Here is a 15,258-nt window from a genome sequence, read left to right as displayed (position 1 = left end):
TCCGGATGGCCCTTTATCGTGAGGCTTTAAGGGAGAAAGTGGGTGATCGTGTGGATCGCAAGGATGAAGAGAAACAGGACTGGCAACGGGTTGAGACCAAGTACCGGGCCGTCACTGTCGGGTTAGTGTTCAACGTGGTGATTTACGGCGTGATTTTCTTGGTTGAATACCTGCTTGCGCTAAAAAGTGGGGCGGAGGTGTTAAAAGCAGATGCCTTTAATAACCTCACGGGAACGTTTTCGACGGTCCTGTTGCTTACAGGGGTTCACATTGCGACTGATAACGACGATGACAATGATAACGACATACTTGGGGCACCGCTTGACCGGCAGGATACCTTTTATAACCGCAAGCGGGCCCAGTTGCTTCGCTTCGGAATTGAAACCGTCTTTACCCTCATTACGGGAATTCTAATGATCATGATTGCCCTTAAGGTTATCGGCGATGGGTTACACGGGTTGGTTGGTTTTCGCACCCAGCAAATCCCCCAACCAATCGGAATGGTGGGGGCGGCAATTTCAACCGGGCTGATTTTGATAATCTACCTCGTCAACTCGTTAATCGGAAAAAAGACGGGAAGCGCTGCTTTACGTGCCTCTGCCAAGGATAGTCTGGGGGATGCCCTCACAAGTCTGGGAACGTTGGTTGCGATCTGGTTAACGACAACGTTTCGCCTGCGGTGGGGCGATGCCCTTGCGAGTGTCATTGTTGGGGCGTTTGTCTTAATTGCGGGGATTCAGGTTTTTGTTGAAAGTAGTCTTAATTTGGTGGGGTACTTCAATCCGCACGAAGAACGGAAGTACAGGCGGGTGATTGCTGCCCAATCAGCAGTTCAGCGGGTGTTGGGGGTGGCTGCCCACTATAATGGCGGGGTAATAATCGTCGACTGTACGGTTGCCGTCGCCGGGAAACTGACGGTTTTGGAGACCGCCCGGATTGCTGCCACCATAAAACGCCAGTTGAGCAGCCAGTTTAACGTCGCGGACACGCGTGTGGTTTTTGTTCCCGCCGAAGACGAATAGTTAAATATTGTGGAGAGTGCGTTGATTGCCACCGGTGAAGAGGGTTCATCGGTGGTATTTTTATCCCTTGTTTTTTCCGGTAACAAACGGCGTAACGGCAGCCAAACCGGACGTGACGAGTTGGGTCATTTCGTCAACCGAATGGGCTGAATCATCAAGCCAGTGCACGACAACGTTCCAGAACGCCCCGGTGAAAAACTGCATCATGATTGCAACTGCTTCCGGTGAATCGACGGTGTGCCACGGAAGATCCACGGCCGTGTAGAGGCGGGGGCCCAACTGGTTGAAGGCAGCCTGAACGACTTCAAGGAGGTTATTTTGTTGGAGGAGGTGCAACACAGTGCGATGTTGGGCCGCAAATTCAAACGGGAGGCGTACCAATGCATTAAATGTTTGGGGTTTTCTTTCTTGAACAAGGTCCTCGTATTCACCGGCGAGCTGTTCAGCATAGGCTTGGACGACAGCACGTTTATCCGCAAACTTACGGTAAAACGTGTTGCGGGAAACCTGTGCCTGGTGACAAATCTGGGCAACTGACATTTGTGAAAACGATTCGTTGGCAAGCAGCTCTAGGAGGGCGTCAATAATCCATTGACGGGTCTGCAGGGCAATCCGGCGTGACATTTAATCATCTCCTGTAACATTTGGGGACGCACTGGTGAATGTGTCCTGATATCTAAGATTAGTGAGAAACCGTTCCTTCAGGGAAGGAGTTTTCGTATGATAAAGGTGATTTCTGGTACAAGTGTACCACATGGAACCAAATGTCATAAAAGGAGGACGATGAAATGAAAGTTAAAAATCGAGCCGGTGCCCTTGTTATTCTGTGCGTCGTTAACTTTTTGTGCATGCTGGATGCAACGATTATGACCATCGTTGTGCCCCGGCTGCAGGGGGCGTTCAATGCAAACCTGACGCAGGTCTCGTGGGCAGTAAACCTTTATATGATTGTGTTTGCGACGACGGCTCTCTTAGCAGCTCGGATTGCGGAGTTGTGGGGAGAAAACCGGGCACTTTTCTTAGGAATCGTTTTATTTCTTGGTGGTTCACTTGCTAGCGGGTGCGCTCCGACACTAGCCTGGTTATACGTTAGTCGGGTTGTTCAGGGATTGGGCGCGGCCGTGATTCTGCCGTTAGGAACGATTATCGGAATGCAACTTGTTAGTCCGGACAGGCGAAACCGGGTCGTAGCCGTGCTTGGCGGCTGTCAGGCGCTGGCAACGGCGGTTGGACCCGTTGTTGGCGGGTGGATTACCGAACAGTGGGGTTGGCGGTGGGTGTTTTTCGTCAACGTTCCCTTATTAGCGGTTGTCCTGCTTTTAATTCCGGTTTGGATGGTGCTAACCACCCGGTCGCACTTAACTTTACGGGCAGTTGACGTTCCTGGGGCGGCCCTCAGCATGTTGATGCTGTTAAGTCTGACGCTTGGGTTGGTGAAGGGGCCGGATTGGCACTGGCATTCGCCGGCAATTTTAGGCCTGTTATTGACGGCGGGCGTTACGTTTTGCGCCTTTATCGGGGTTGAACGCCGCGTTGCCCACCCAATGGTTGATTTGGAACTATTTCGGAGCCGGAACTTTAATGCAGCGGCCGGTGCAATGGTGGGGGCGTGTTTCTTTTTGGCGGGGTTTGTTATTTTGGTTCCCACGTTCCTGGTGCGGTTGCACGGGCTTACGGAGTTGCAGGCCGCCTTGCATATTCTCCCGTATTCGGGGGTGGTGTTTACGACGACCGTTGTGGCGTCACTGGGGATGAAACGTGTTAATCCCCGAATAATTGTGGTGGGTGGTTTTGGCAGCATTGCCTTAGCGTACTGGTTCTTAGGGCATATGGGACTCACCGGATACCATAATTTATTGGTTGGATCGATCCTGGTCGGGCTAGGATTCGGTGTGATTGCCGGGCCGGCAATGGTGTGGGCGGCCGCTGATTTCACCGGTTCACGCCTGACCGTTAGTCAAAGTGTGATTAACGTTCTCCGACAGGTTGGAATGGTGCTAGCGATTGCAGTGTGCATGTCCCTGTTTAACGTAAACCTAGCAACGGCTAAGGACCGGGTGCAATGTTACGGCGATGCTCAGATTGACCAGTGTACGCTTTCTCCGCGGTTGCATCAGCAGTTCCGGAATAAACTAACAACGCACATTAAGCGGTTAGGAACCGGTCAGGCAAAGAGCACGCAGTTTAAGGTGCCGCAAATTACGGTGACGGCTGCTATGAAGCACCGGGCCGTGGCGCAGGTGTTAGCTCAGAAGACGCAGCATGTTCAACTCTCGCCACAACAACGGCAGGCAGTCGTTCGGGTAATTACGCCCCAGGTGACAGCTCAGTTAACGGTGCGGGCTAACCGAATACAGCGACAGGTGACTAGGGTGGTGCGCCGGGTTCACCAGAAGGCCCGGACGCAACTATGTGCCGCCTTTACCCGGATTTACCGGCTTCTTCTTCCGGTGGCGTTTCTTGGGATGGGATGGGCGGTGCTTTTTCCGCGTCACTCACGAAAAGCCGAACAATAACGTGAATAGAAAGCGACTAGCCATAGTGATATTTGTGGGTGAACGGGGTTTATTCACGAATACCACTATTTCTTTGGCCATAAATACCTTGATATCCATTATTTTTACGAAAATACGAACTATTATATGGGTTTTACCGATTAAAGTTGCACTTTTAATTGACGAATGCATTAAACGGGCGTACGCTATAAATGACGAATGATTATAGTTTGGTTGAAATTCACGTTCGTATTTAGCGAAAGGATGAGTGGAATGGGTGAACTAATCTACGCCGGAAAGGCAAAGCAGATGTGGACAACGGACGACGATCAGGTACTCCGGGTCGTTTACATGGATCAGGCAACGGCCCTGAACGGGAAGAAGAAGGATCAGATTAAGGGCAAGGGTCCGGTTAACAACGCGATTTCAACGTTGATTTTCCGGTACCTGATGAAGCACGGGATTGAAACGTGCCTGTTAGAGAAAACGAGTGCCACCGAACAGCTGGTGCGGCGGGTACAGATTATTCCGCTCGAAATGATTACCCGGAACGTAGCGGCGGGCCACTTTGCGACCCGGTTTGGGGTGGAAGAAGGAAAGCCGTTTAGCACGCCAGTTGAGGAAATGTGCCTGAAGAGTGACGAGCTGGACGACCCGGCAATTAACGCTTCCCAGGCGGAGGCCCTTGGCGTTGTAACGGCGGCCGAACTCGACCAGATGTGGGCCATTTCACGGAAGGTGGATCAGCTCTTAACCCCGCTCTTTAAGCAGGCCGGGTTGGAACTAATTGACTTTAAGCTCGAATTTGGGCGGCTACCAAACGGGCACGTTATCTTAGCGGACGAGTTTTCACCGGATAACTGCCGGTTGTGGGATGCGAAGACGCGGCACCACATGGACAAGGACGTTTACCGGCGGGACCTGGGAGACCTGACGCCGGTTTACGAAGAGGTGCTTGCCCGTTTACAGCAGGTTCTTGGACAGGAGGAAAAGTAATGACAACGGTTCGGATTTACGTGACGTACAAGCAGTCTGTTTTTGATCCCCAGGGGGAGACCATTACCAACTCCCTGCATTCGCTGGGGTACGACCAGGTCGCTGAGGTAAAGGTTGGTAAGTTCTTTGACGTCCAGTTGAAGGCCACGGAACAGGCGGTGATTGACCAGACAGTGAAGGAAATTGCCGAACAGCTCCTGGTGAACTTTAACCTAGAAACTTACCGGTACGAAGTAATGGAGGAAGCCTAATGAAGATTGCGGTAATTGTTTTTCCGGGATCAAACTGTGACCACGACGTTGCCCAGGCCTTACAGACGGTGGGGGATGCCCACGTGGACCTGGTTCCCCACTACGAGCACAGCCTAGCGGGGTACGATGCGGTTGTTTTACCCGGTGGTTTTTCGTACGGCGACTACCTGCGGTGCGGGGCAATTGCCCGGTTTGCCAACATTATGCCGGAGGTGCGGCGCTTTGCCCGTGAAGGGAAACCCGTCTTGGGAATTTGCAACGGGTTTCAGATTCTCACGGAGGCGGGGTTACTTCCCGGGGCGTTAAAACAAAACGATAACCTGAAGTTTATTTGCCAGACCGTGCCGTTGACGGTGGTAAACAACCAGACGCGCTTTTCCCGAAACTATGCGGCGAACCAGCACATTCACCTGCCAATTGCGCACGCTGACGGCAACTACTATGCGGATGAAGCCACCATTCAGCGCCTGGAAGACCAGCACCAGGTTGTCTTCCGGTACGACGATAACCCGAACGGCAGTGTCAATGACATTGCGGGGATTGTTAACGAGCAGGGGAACGTCCTGGGGATGATGCCCCACCCGGAGCGGGCGGCGGAAGCCATTTTGGGCAATACTGACGGCCAGGGCGTGCTGACATCGTTTTTGGGAATCCAGGAGGCGACGAAATGACAACAGAGATGACACCAGCCGAAATTAAGGAACAAAAGCCATACCTTGAGTGGGGATTAACGGAAGAAGAATACGACTATATCTGTGACAAGTTGCTCGGCCGACTACCGAATTACACGGAAACCGGGTTGTTCGCCGTAATGTGGAGCGAGCACTGTTCGTACAAGAAATCCAAGCCACTCCTCAAACTCTTCCCGAACAAGAACGAGCGCGTGCTACAGGGCCCGGGTGAAGGCGCTGGCATCGTGGATATTGGCGACCATCAGGCGGTGGTCTTCAAGGCGGAAAGCCATAACCACCCGTCCGCGGTTGAACCCTACGAGGGGGCGGCTACCGGGGTCGGCGGAATTCTCCGCGACATTTTCAGTATGGGTGCCCGGCCGGTTGCTTCGCTTGATTCACTGCACTTTGGCGAGATTAAGGACGGCCATACCAAGTACCTAATCAACAACGTGGTTGCGGGGATTGGTGGTTACGGCAATTGTATGGGAATCCCGACCGTGGCTGGAGAAATAACCTTTGACCCGTGCTATGCCGGTAATCCGTTAGTTAACGCGATGGACGTGGGAATTATGGATCAGTCCGTAATGCAGCAGGGCCGTGCTACCGGGGTTGGCAACGCGGTAATGTACGTGGGTGCCAAGACAGGCCGGGACGGGATCCACGGAGCCACGTTTGCTTCGGCTGACTTTGAAGACGATAAGGAAACGCAGCGGTCGGCCGTACAGGTGGGCGATCCGTTTATGGAAAAACTCCTCATGGAAGCCTGCCTGGAACTGATTAACGACCACCAGGACTGGTTAGTCGGCATCCAAGATATGGGGGCCGCTGGGTTGGTTTCGTCCAGTTGTGAAATGGCCTCGAAGGCGGGTAGCGGTTTGGACATGACCCTGGATGACGTGCCACAGCGGGAGCCGGGCATGTCGGCTTACGAAATTATGCTGAGTGAATCGCAGGAACGGATGCTACTGTGCATTAAGCGGGGGCACGAAAACGACGTTAAGGCGCTTTTCCAGCGCTACGACCTGGCCGCCGTTGTGATTGGCCGGGTTACGGCAGGCCACCAGTATGTTCTACGCCATCACGGGCAGGTGGTGACGGACATTCCAGTTTCAACCCTGACCAGCGATGTGCCGGAAGAACGGATGCCTGAAAAACAGCCGGCGCGGATTGCGCAGGCCGCAGCGGAAGCCAACTGGCAGCCACAGGTTTCAGACCTGGGCGCTACGCTTCTTCGGATGATGAACCAGCCAACGATTGCGTCCAAGCAGATGTTTACCGATACGTACGATTCGATGGTCCAAACCAACACGGTTGTCCGGCCGGGAAGTGACGCCGGAGTAATCCGGGTGCGCGGGACGCAGAAGGGACTTGCGATGACGACGGACGGTAACGGCCGGTTTGTTTACCTCGACCCTGAGGTGGGGGGCAAGCGGGCCGTAGTGGAAGCCTGTGCCAACGTCATTGCGAGCGGCGCCCTTCCGCTGGCCATGACGGATTGCTTAAACTACGGTGACCCCAATGATCCGGAAGTTTACTGGGAGTTACACCGTTCGATTAGCGGAATGGCAGCGGCCTGCCGGACGTTTGACACGCCGGTCATTTCGGGAAACGTCTCCCTGTACAACGAAAATAACGGTGAGGCCATTTTCCCGACGCCGATGGTGGGGATGGTTGGCCTCATCAAGAATATTGACCGGGTAATTCCGTCGTTTGTCCAGCATGCGGGTGACCGTGTCTACGTGGTGGGACAAACTACCAGCGACTTTAGCGGCAGTGAATTACAGAAGATGCTGACCGGACAGTGCGCCGGCACCCTGAACGACTGTGACCTGGATGGAATCCACGCCAACTTAATGGCGGTTTTTCAGGCAATGGAAGCCGGTGAGGTGGCTAGCTGTCATGATGCGAGTGAAGGCGGATTGGCCGTAAGTGTCGCCGAGATGCTGTTTAATACCGGCTACGGTGCTCAGCTTGACTTTGACCTAACAAGTGAGCTGCTCTTCAGTGAAACGCCGGGGCGGCTGGTAGTGACGGTTGCCCCTGACCACCAGCAGGCCTTTGAAGACCGGCTAGGTGAAGCGGCCCAGTTCGTTGGGACGGTGACCGCAGAACCAACGCTTGAACTCACAACGACCAACGGGCAGGCATCCTTGGAAGTGGCCCGCCTGCAACATGAATGGGAGGAGGCCTTACCATGCCGCATGAAATAAAGGGGTTAAACGAAGAGTGTGGGATTTTTGGTGTGTTTGACGCGAACGATGCAAACCATCTGACCTACTTTGGGCTCCACGCCCTGCAACACCGCGGCCAGGAAGGTGCCGGCATTGTTACCACGGACGGGGAACAGTTTTACCAGCACCGGGATACGGGGTTGCTTTCACAGGTGTTTGCTAAGGAAGGGACCCTTGATGGGTTGCACGGACGTTCGGCAATCGGCCACGTCCGGTACAGTACGTCTGGTAACGGGAGTTTGGCAAACATCCAACCGTTTTTGTTCCGGTTCCACGACGGCAACATTGCGCTGGCCCATAACGGGAACCTAACCAACGCCCGGACCCTTCGGCGCCAGTTGGAAGACGAGGGCGCGGTGTTCCAGTCAAACTCCGACACCGAGATTTTAATTCACCTGATCCGGAAAAAGCGTGACATGCCGTTTATTGATGCCCTAAAGGCGAGCCTGAATGAGGTGCACGGTGGGTTTGCGTTCTTAATGTTGCGGAAGGACAGCATGATTGCGGCCCTTGACCCGAACGGTTTTCGGCCGATGGTGGTTGGCCGGATGCCGTCAGGGGCGTACGTCATTGCCAGTGAATCATGCGCTCTTGATACGGTCGGGGCCGAGCTGGTGCGCGACGTCCTGCCGGGAGAAATTATCATCATTGACCGGGACGGGATGCACATTGACCACTTCACTACGGATACACAGTTAGCGATTGATTCGATGGAATTTATTTATTTTGCCCGGCCGGATTCCAACATTCATGGAATTAACGTGCACACGACCCGGAAGAAGATGGGCCGGATGCTGGCAAAGGAACAGCCGGTGGACGCCGACATTGTTGTGGGCGTGCCTAACTCATCGCTTTCGGCGGCGTCAGGATACGCTGAAGCTGCGGGTTTGCCGTACGAAATGGGATTGATTAAGAACCAGTACGTGGCGCGGACGTTCATTGCGCCGAGTCAAACGCAACGGGACTTGGGCGTAAGGATGAAGTTGTCAGCGGTCCGCGGGGTGGTTGCTGGCAAACGAGTTGCGGTCATCGACGACTCGATTGTGCGCGGAACCACTTCCCGGCGGATCGTTAAGCTCCTTCGGGATGCGGGCGCAGCGGAGGTTCACATGCGGATTGCTTCGCCGGCCTTCCGGTTCCCGTGTTTCTACGGAATCGACTTTTCGACCCGAGCAGAACTACTGGCGGCAAACTATGACCTGGAAGGAATGCGGCAGACCATCGGCGCAGACAGCCTTGGTTTTCTTAGCAAAGCCAGCCTCATTAAGGCGATTGGGTTACCGGATGCCGGGGATGCACCGAATGGGGGGCTAACAGTTGCCTACTTCGACGGGCAGTACCCGACGCCGTTATACGATTACGAAGCGGGATACTTAGCATCGTTACACAAGCAGCAAAAGATGATGGGGGATGCGTGGAATGAATAGGTACCAGGAAGCGGGCGTTGACGTCACTGCCGGATACGAAATGGTGCGGCGGATTCAAGAGAGCATTGCCTCGACCCAGCGGCCCGGAGCAACCGGGCAGGTGGGGAGCTTTGGCGGCACGTTTGACCTCGAAGCACTCCACGTTAAGCACCCGGTCCTCGTTGCCGGAACGGACGGCGTGGGAACGAAGCTCCTCGTTGCCCAGCGGATGCACGAGTACGAAACCATCGGGATTGACTGCGTGGCGATGTGCGTAAACGACATCGTTGCGCAGGGGGCGGCGCCACTGTTTTTCCTTGATTACATTGCCACCGGGAAGATGGATCCCGAAGCAATGGCCGCCGTTGTTAAGGGGGTGGCGACCGGATGCCGGCAGGCGAAAGCAGCCATTATTGGCGGTGAAACCGCCGAAATGCCGGACATGTATCCGGCCGATGAGTACGACCTTGCGGGGTTTGCGGTGGGAGTTGCTGAACGGGCGGAACTCCTGACAACGGATGGTCCCCAGGAGGGTGACGTGTTACTGGGATTGCGCTCAAGCGGACTGCACTCCAACGGCTATTCCCTTGTCCGGCAAATTCTGTTTAAGGATCACCACGTTGACCTGCAGGAGCACCCGGCAGAGCTTGAGGGCTTGCCTTTAGGAAACGCCCTGTTACAACCCACGCGGATTTACGTGCGGAAGGTGATGCCGTTAGTCCGGCAGCACCTGGTTCACGGGATGAGTCACATTACTGGGGGCGGGTTGATCGAAAACGTTCCGCGGATGTTTGGCGACCAACTCCAGGCGGTCATTGACGAAACGACCATTCCGGTGCCGGGACTAATCCGCTACCTTATTCGGGTTGGCAAATTGGCACTGGATGATTGCTGGCAAACCTTCAACATGGGGGTCGGAATGGTACTGGCGGTGGCGCCGGAAAACGTGGCGGCGGCTAAGCAGCAGCTCCGGTTAGCGGGGGAAGAACCCCTGCAAATCGGGCAATTGCGGGCCCGGCCAACGCAGGATGCGCCACAGATTGTAATTCAGTAGGGGGTGAGCGGATGCGCGTTGCCATTTTTGCATCGGGAAACGGTACGAACTTTGAGGTGCTGGCAAAGCATTTTCAAAGTAAGCAAATTCCAGGAACATTAGCCCTACTGTTTTGCGACCATCCGGACGCGCCGGTCGTCCAGCGGGCGCACCGGCTGGGGGTTCCGGTCGTAACCTTTACTGTTAAGGAATGCGGCGGAAAGCAGGCCTACGAGGAACGGATCGCGACGGTATTAGCTGATTACCAAATCGATTTTATTGCCCTCGCGGGGTACATGCGGGTAATCGGGGCGCCGATTTTAACGCAATATGAAGGACGCATTATTAACCTGCATCCGGCCATGTTACCGGATTACCAAGGGCTGCACGCCATTGAACGGTCGTTTGCGGACCGGTCCCCTCGGAGTGGCGTAACCCTCCATTATATTGATGCGGGGCTCGATACCGGGCCCATCATCCGCCAGGAACACGTTCCGGTGCAGGATGATGATACGGAAGAAACGTTTGAGCGGCGAATTCATGAGTGCGAGCACCGGCTTTACCCGCAGGTGTTAGCACAGGTGTTGGCAACTAAAATGAAGGAGGACGATTAAATGAAGCGGGCGTTAGTAAGTGTATCTGATAAGGAAAACCTTGTTCCGTTTGTTAAGGGGCTGGTTGAAAACGGGTTTGAAATTGTGTCAACGGGCGGAACCAAACGCGTCCTGGATGACGCGGGCATCCAAACGATTAGCGTTGAGGATGTCACTGGTTTCCCGGAAATTCTCGATGGGCGGGTTAAAACGTTAAACCCGTACATTCACGGGGGCTTGCTTGCCCGCCGCGATGTGCCGGCCCACATGGCAACCCTGAAGGAGCACCAGATTACGCCGATTGACTTGGTGTGCGTCAACCTGTACCCGTTTAAGGAAACGATTGAAAAACCAGGCGTTTCATTGGCCGAAGCAATCGAAAACATTGATATCGGGGGTCCAAGCATGGTACGTTCGGCAGCCAAGAACTACCACGACGTGACGGTAGTGGTTGACCGGAATGATTACGATGCCGTTTTAAACGAACTTGCTGCTAACGGTGAAACGTCGCTTGAGTTGCGGGCGCGGTTAGCCGCCAAGGCGTTCCGGCACACGGCTGCCTATGACACGCTGATTTCTACCTACCTGACAGAACAGGTGGGGGAAACCAAACCGGAAAAGCTATCGCTAACCTATGACCTTCAGCAGGAGATGCGTTACGGGGAAAACAGTCACCAGGACGCTTTGTTCTACCGGGATGCATTACCGAAGGGCTACTCACTTGCTAGTGCTAAGCAGCTCAACGGAAAGCAGCTGTCCTACAACAACATTAAGGACGCGGACGCTGCTATTCGGATTGCGCGGGACTTCCAGGATGAACCCACGGCAATTGGATTAAAGCACATGAATCCGTGTGGCATCGGTCATGGGCAGACCATTGAAGAGGCTTGGGACCGGGCATACGCGGGTGATTCGGTCTCCATCTTTGGTGGGGTGGTTGTTTTGAACCGGGAAGTGGACGCCGCCACGGCAACCAAGCTGCACAAGATCTTCCTGGAAATCATCATCGCTCCGTCATACTCGGACGAAGCGCTGAAGATTTTAACTACTAAGAAAAAGAACTTACGTCTGTTACAGCTTGACTTTGATAAGATTAACGAGCAGCCGGCGAAGGAAGTTGTTTCTGTACTGGGCGGGGTGCTTGTCCAGGACCAGGATATTCTAGCTGAGGATCCGCACACGTGGACGGTGGCTACCAAGAAGCAGCCGACCGAGGAACAGTTAAAGACGATGCTGTTCGCCTGGAAGACGGTTAAGCATGTTAAGTCAAACGCGATTGTGGTGGCCAACCCAGAACGGACACTGGGCGTCGGCGCTGGGCAACCGAACCGGGTTGATGCGGCTAAGCTGGCCGTTGACCACGCTGGGGATGCGATTGATGACACGGCAGTCCTTGCGAGTGACGCCTTCTTCCCGTACGGTGACAGCGTTGAGTACGCCGTTAAGCACGGCATCAAGGCCATCGTTCAACCGGGTGGCTCCATTCGGGACCAGGAGTCGATTGATATGGCAGACAAGTATGGCGTGACAATGGTCATGACTGGCGTTCGGCACTTCCGGCACTAAGCGGAGGATGATGAAAGTGGAAAAGTTACACCTGTTAGTGGTTGGGAGTGGTGCGCGGGAGCACGCCATTGCCAAGGAATTACAGCACAGCCCCCAGGTAGCGCAGGTATATTGTGCGCCAGGGAACCCCGGGATGACCGTGGATGGGATTAAGCAGGTCGCAATTGAGGAAAACGACTTTGACGGGTTGATTACCTTTGTGCAGGACCACGCCATTGATTGGACGGTGGTGGGGCCAGAAGACGCTCTGTGTGCGGGAATCGTTGACCGGTTCCATGCCGCTGGCCTTAAGATTTTAGGGCCAACCGCGCAGGCTGCCCAGTTGGAAGGCTCCAAGGAGTTTGCCCTCCGGTTTATGCACCAGCACCACGTTCCAACCGCCCAATACCATGCGTACACTGATTTAGCGGCGGCCAAGGCGGGACTAGCAGAGTTTGCTTTGCCCGTTGTGATTAAGGCGGACGGACTTGCTGGGGGAAAAGGGGTGACAATCGCCCAAACTACAACTGAGGCTGAACAACAGTTGGAAGAGCACTTTGCTCACGGCGACCAGAAGGTGGTTTTAGAGGAGTACCTTGCTGGGCCGGAGTATTCCCTTTTCCTGCTGGTTAACGGGGACGAATACCGCTTATTACCGTTAGCACAGGATCATAAGCGGGCCTTTGACGGTGATCAGGGACCTAACACTGGAGGCATGGGGGCGTACAGCCCGCTTCCTCAGTTGCAGCCAGACATTGTGCGGACGATGAAGGCGGAGGTCGTTACGCCAACGATTGAAGGGCTGGTCGCCGAAGGGTTTGACTACCACGGCATCCTGTACATTGGGGCCGTTTTGACGCGTGACGGTGCAAAGGTGATTGAGTACAACGTGCGGTTGGGGGATCCGGAAACGCAGGTGATCCTCCCGCGGATTGAAACGGACCTCGTTGACCTGTTTGCCGCGGCAATTAACGGAACGGCGCTTCCTTCAGTTACGGTGAAGCCTGATGCCTACCTCGGGATTACGCTGGCGGCGGACGGGTACCCGCAAAGTCCGGTGCACGGACAAACGCTTCCTGCTTTCCCCCAGGAGGCGGACATAACCCTTGACTATGCGAACGTTGCTGGTCAACCGGGAGCGTTAACGGGAGCGGGTGGCCGGCTGGTAACCGTGATTGGGCACGGGCCTGATGTTGTGACGGCTCAAAAGCGCGCGTACGCCTACCTTAACAAGTTGACGTGTCCGCAGTGCTTTTACCGAAAAGATATTGGGTTCCGGGCAACGGGGAAGACGATGGAATAGAGTGAAAGGATAAGACTATGGCCTGACTGTCGGTTAAAGATACGTCAGGCCATAGTTTTATTGGCCCTTTGTTAAATCCTGTTGATGGAGAGATTATGGTTCGTTGGATGAGTAAAAGTAACGTGGGAAAAACAAAATTTTCAGTTTTCAGGATATCGTTTTTGGGCAATGCAGGTTATAATGTCGTTGTAGGAAGTATTTCTTACGTTAGATAGTGGTGGAAGGGCAATATCCACCTCCCAAAAAAGAAAATGTCCGCAGTAAGAATACTGGTGGAAGGGCAATATCCACCTCCCAAAAAAGAAAATGCTCACAGATGATGCTAAGGACCACCACAATACCTTGAGTTGTACTATGGTGGTTCTTTTTTAAACGGAGGAATTATGGGGACACTTTCTAAAAATACCATTTACTTTCGTCAATTAAACGAGAATTTTTTTACTAAATATAGGGGTATCGATGAATTTCTTAAAAAGAATGCCAGAGGACATGGAATTATGATAATGGATTATCTCGATTTACTAGTTGCTGTTCCTTTAAGATCGAGTTTGAAACCGTATATGAAGAAGCAACAGTTTATTTTTCCGTATAAAGTGTGCAATAAAGGTGGGAAAAGGTGTCTAAAGGGGATGGATTTTAGCAAATTGATTATCATGTCTGAAGAGGATCTTCAGGGTTCGGTAGGGTTTGTTTTTCAAGATGATTGCGAAAAGCAGTACTATATCGATAATTACAGTAAAATCGTCAATCGACTGGGAAATTATATAAAAAGGTATAAACGGCTCTGCTACCAAATTCAAGAGGGAATACAACCAAGTATCACCCAGCTTCGTCTTTATCGTTATTCAACCATTAGAAATTTTCATGAAAGTTTAGGCATTCACCTTAGTAAGGAATCATTTATTTTAACTTTACAAGAACGAGGCTTGCTGTGTTCAAAGTAGGGTTGTTTATCGCTTTACGGAGTTTAAGTGAGCCTGTCTTTATATGCATAGTAAAAAAGCACTGGTAGACATATCTACCAGTGCTGAGTATTAATTGGAGATTTCTTTTAGATTAATCAAGCGTTAATAGTTCTGCTGGATCATCAATCAAGTAGTCCGGGTGTTCCCGCTTAAGGTTCGCTACACTGAACGCTGCCCACGTGCACCCACAGGTGTGGACGCCCGCAGCGTTTCCCATCTGCAGGTCGTACTTGGCGTCCCCAATCATGACGGATTCATCCGCCTTTAAGTGGTATTCGTCCAAAACCGTCAGCACGCCGTCTGGTGCTGGCTTAAAATGCGCAACGTTATCCGAACCGACCGTTCCCGTAAAGTACTGGGCGAGCCCGAATTTTTCAAGGCCCAACGCGAGTGAGTGGGAATTTTTGCTGGTAACGATGAACAGCTGGTGCCCTCGCTGTTGAAGTTTAGCGAGGGTTTCCTTCATGTGCGGGAAAACGGTGGTTAGTTCAAACTCGTTTGCCCGGTAGGCCTTTCGGAAAGTGGCGTACGCATGGTCGTAGTCGGCAGGACTAAACGTTTTCCCGGCCTTTGTCACCATGTCAGGCACCATTGCTTCCAGGGGAATTCCCATGTAATTAAGGATCACGTCATCGGTGGGGACGGGGAGACCAATTTCCTGACACATTGTCCGGGTGCTTTTCAGGACTGCTTGGCGGGAATCCACGATGGTTCCGTCAAAGTCAAAGAGGTAGTTTTGCATGG

14 protein-coding genes are annotated in these 15,258 nt (G+C 53.3%); 12 read left to right on the top strand and 2 right to left on the bottom strand.

Annotated elements, in window-relative coordinates; all coding sequences use genetic code 11:
• Window positions 1–38: 38 nt before the first annotated feature.
• Entirely contained in the window at window positions 39–1,022 is a 984-nt protein-coding gene (locus QOR60_RS02945; RefSeq protein WP_283581864.1) for a cation diffusion facilitator family transporter, read from the top strand.
• A 60-nt stretch (window positions 1,023–1,082) separates the two neighbouring features.
• Here QOR60_RS02945 and QOR60_RS02940 read toward each other — a convergent pair whose 3' ends face one another.
• Window positions 1,083–1,646: a TetR/AcrR family transcriptional regulator gene (locus QOR60_RS02940; RefSeq protein ID WP_283581863.1), complete on the bottom strand. Its 564-nt coding sequence runs from the start codon at window positions 1,644–1,646 to the stop codon at window positions 1,083–1,085.
• 164 nt (window positions 1,647–1,810) lie between these two features.
• Here QOR60_RS02940 and QOR60_RS02935 point away from each other — a divergent pair, with 164 nt between their 5' ends.
• The 11 genes from QOR60_RS02935 to QOR60_RS02885 all read left to right on the top strand — a co-directional run bounded on the left by QOR60_RS02935 (window position 1,811) and on the right by QOR60_RS02885 (window position 14,493).
• On the top strand, window positions 1,811–3,538 hold the full coding sequence (locus tag QOR60_RS02935) for an MFS transporter (protein WP_283581862.1): 1,728 nt from the start codon (window positions 1,811–1,813) through the stop codon (window positions 3,536–3,538).
• 252 nt (window positions 3,539–3,790) lie between these two features.
• Complete coding sequence (gene purC / locus QOR60_RS02930; RefSeq protein ID WP_283581861.1) at window positions 3,791–4,513, top strand: phosphoribosylaminoimidazolesuccinocarboxamide synthase; 723 nt, start codon at window positions 3,791–3,793, stop codon at window positions 4,511–4,513.
• Window positions 4,513–4,764, top strand: coding sequence for a phosphoribosylformylglycinamidine synthase subunit PurS (purS, locus tag QOR60_RS02925; RefSeq protein ID WP_283581860.1), 252 nt, complete (start codon window positions 4,513–4,515; stop codon window positions 4,762–4,764). The genes purC and purS overlap by 1 nt, the downstream gene beginning before the upstream one ends.
• The gene (gene purQ, locus QOR60_RS02920) at window positions 4,764–5,435 is read left to right on the top strand and encodes a phosphoribosylformylglycinamidine synthase subunit PurQ (RefSeq protein WP_283581859.1); all 672 of its coding nucleotides are present in this window, start codon (window positions 4,764–4,766) and stop codon (window positions 5,433–5,435) included. The genes purS and purQ overlap by 1 nt, the downstream gene beginning before the upstream one ends.
• Window positions 5,432–7,648, top strand: a complete 2,217-nt coding sequence (gene purL / locus QOR60_RS02915; protein WP_283581858.1) for a phosphoribosylformylglycinamidine synthase subunit PurL — start codon at window positions 5,432–5,434, stop codon at window positions 7,646–7,648. The genes purQ and purL overlap by 4 nt, the downstream gene beginning before the upstream one ends.
• On the top strand, window positions 7,633–9,096 hold the full coding sequence (gene purF / locus QOR60_RS02910; RefSeq protein WP_283581857.1) for an amidophosphoribosyltransferase: 1,464 nt from the start codon (window positions 7,633–7,635) through the stop codon (window positions 9,094–9,096). Before purL ends, purF begins: the two co-directional genes overlap by 16 nt.
• Window positions 9,089–10,129 (top strand): phosphoribosylformylglycinamidine cyclo-ligase, encoded by a 1,041-nt coding sequence (gene purM, locus QOR60_RS02905; protein ID WP_283581856.1) that lies wholly within the window; start codon window positions 9,089–9,091, stop codon window positions 10,127–10,129. Before purF ends, purM begins: the two co-directional genes overlap by 8 nt.
• A gap of 11 nt (window positions 10,130–10,140) precedes the next feature.
• On the top strand, window positions 10,141–10,722 hold the full coding sequence (gene purN, locus QOR60_RS02900) for a phosphoribosylglycinamide formyltransferase (protein WP_283581855.1): 582 nt from the start codon (window positions 10,141–10,143) through the stop codon (window positions 10,720–10,722).
• Window positions 10,723–12,267, top strand: coding sequence for a bifunctional phosphoribosylaminoimidazolecarboxamide formyltransferase/IMP cyclohydrolase (purH, locus tag QOR60_RS02895; RefSeq protein WP_283581854.1), 1,545 nt, complete (start codon window positions 10,723–10,725; stop codon window positions 12,265–12,267).
• A 10-nt stretch (window positions 12,268–12,277) separates the two neighbouring features.
• Window positions 12,278–13,549 carry a phosphoribosylamine--glycine ligase gene (purD, locus tag QOR60_RS02890; protein ID WP_408612541.1) on the top strand — a complete coding sequence of 424 codons (1,272 nt, stop codon included), beginning with the start codon at window positions 12,278–12,280 and terminating at the stop codon, window positions 13,547–13,549.
• A gap of 383 nt (window positions 13,550–13,932) precedes the next feature.
• Window positions 13,933–14,493 (top strand): hypothetical protein, encoded by a 561-nt coding sequence (locus QOR60_RS02885; RefSeq protein ID WP_283581852.1) that lies wholly within the window; start codon window positions 13,933–13,935, stop codon window positions 14,491–14,493.
• A 112-nt stretch (window positions 14,494–14,605) separates the two neighbouring features.
• Here the strand turns inward: QOR60_RS02885 and QOR60_RS02880 are convergent, their stop codons facing one another.
• Window positions 14,606–15,256, bottom strand: coding sequence for an HAD family hydrolase (locus QOR60_RS02880; protein ID WP_283581851.1), 651 nt, complete (start codon window positions 15,254–15,256; stop codon window positions 14,606–14,608).
• Between the last annotated feature and the right edge of the window lie 2 nt (window positions 15,257–15,258).

Origin of the sequence: Ligilactobacillus hohenheimensis (genome assembly GCF_947381805.1) — a bacterium.
Taxonomy (GTDB): Bacteria; Bacillota; Bacilli; order Lactobacillales; family Lactobacillaceae; genus Ligilactobacillus; species Ligilactobacillus hohenheimensis.
The sequence above is the reverse complement of the archived record's forward strand: the minus strand, read 5'-3'. Positions and strand labels throughout refer to the sequence as shown.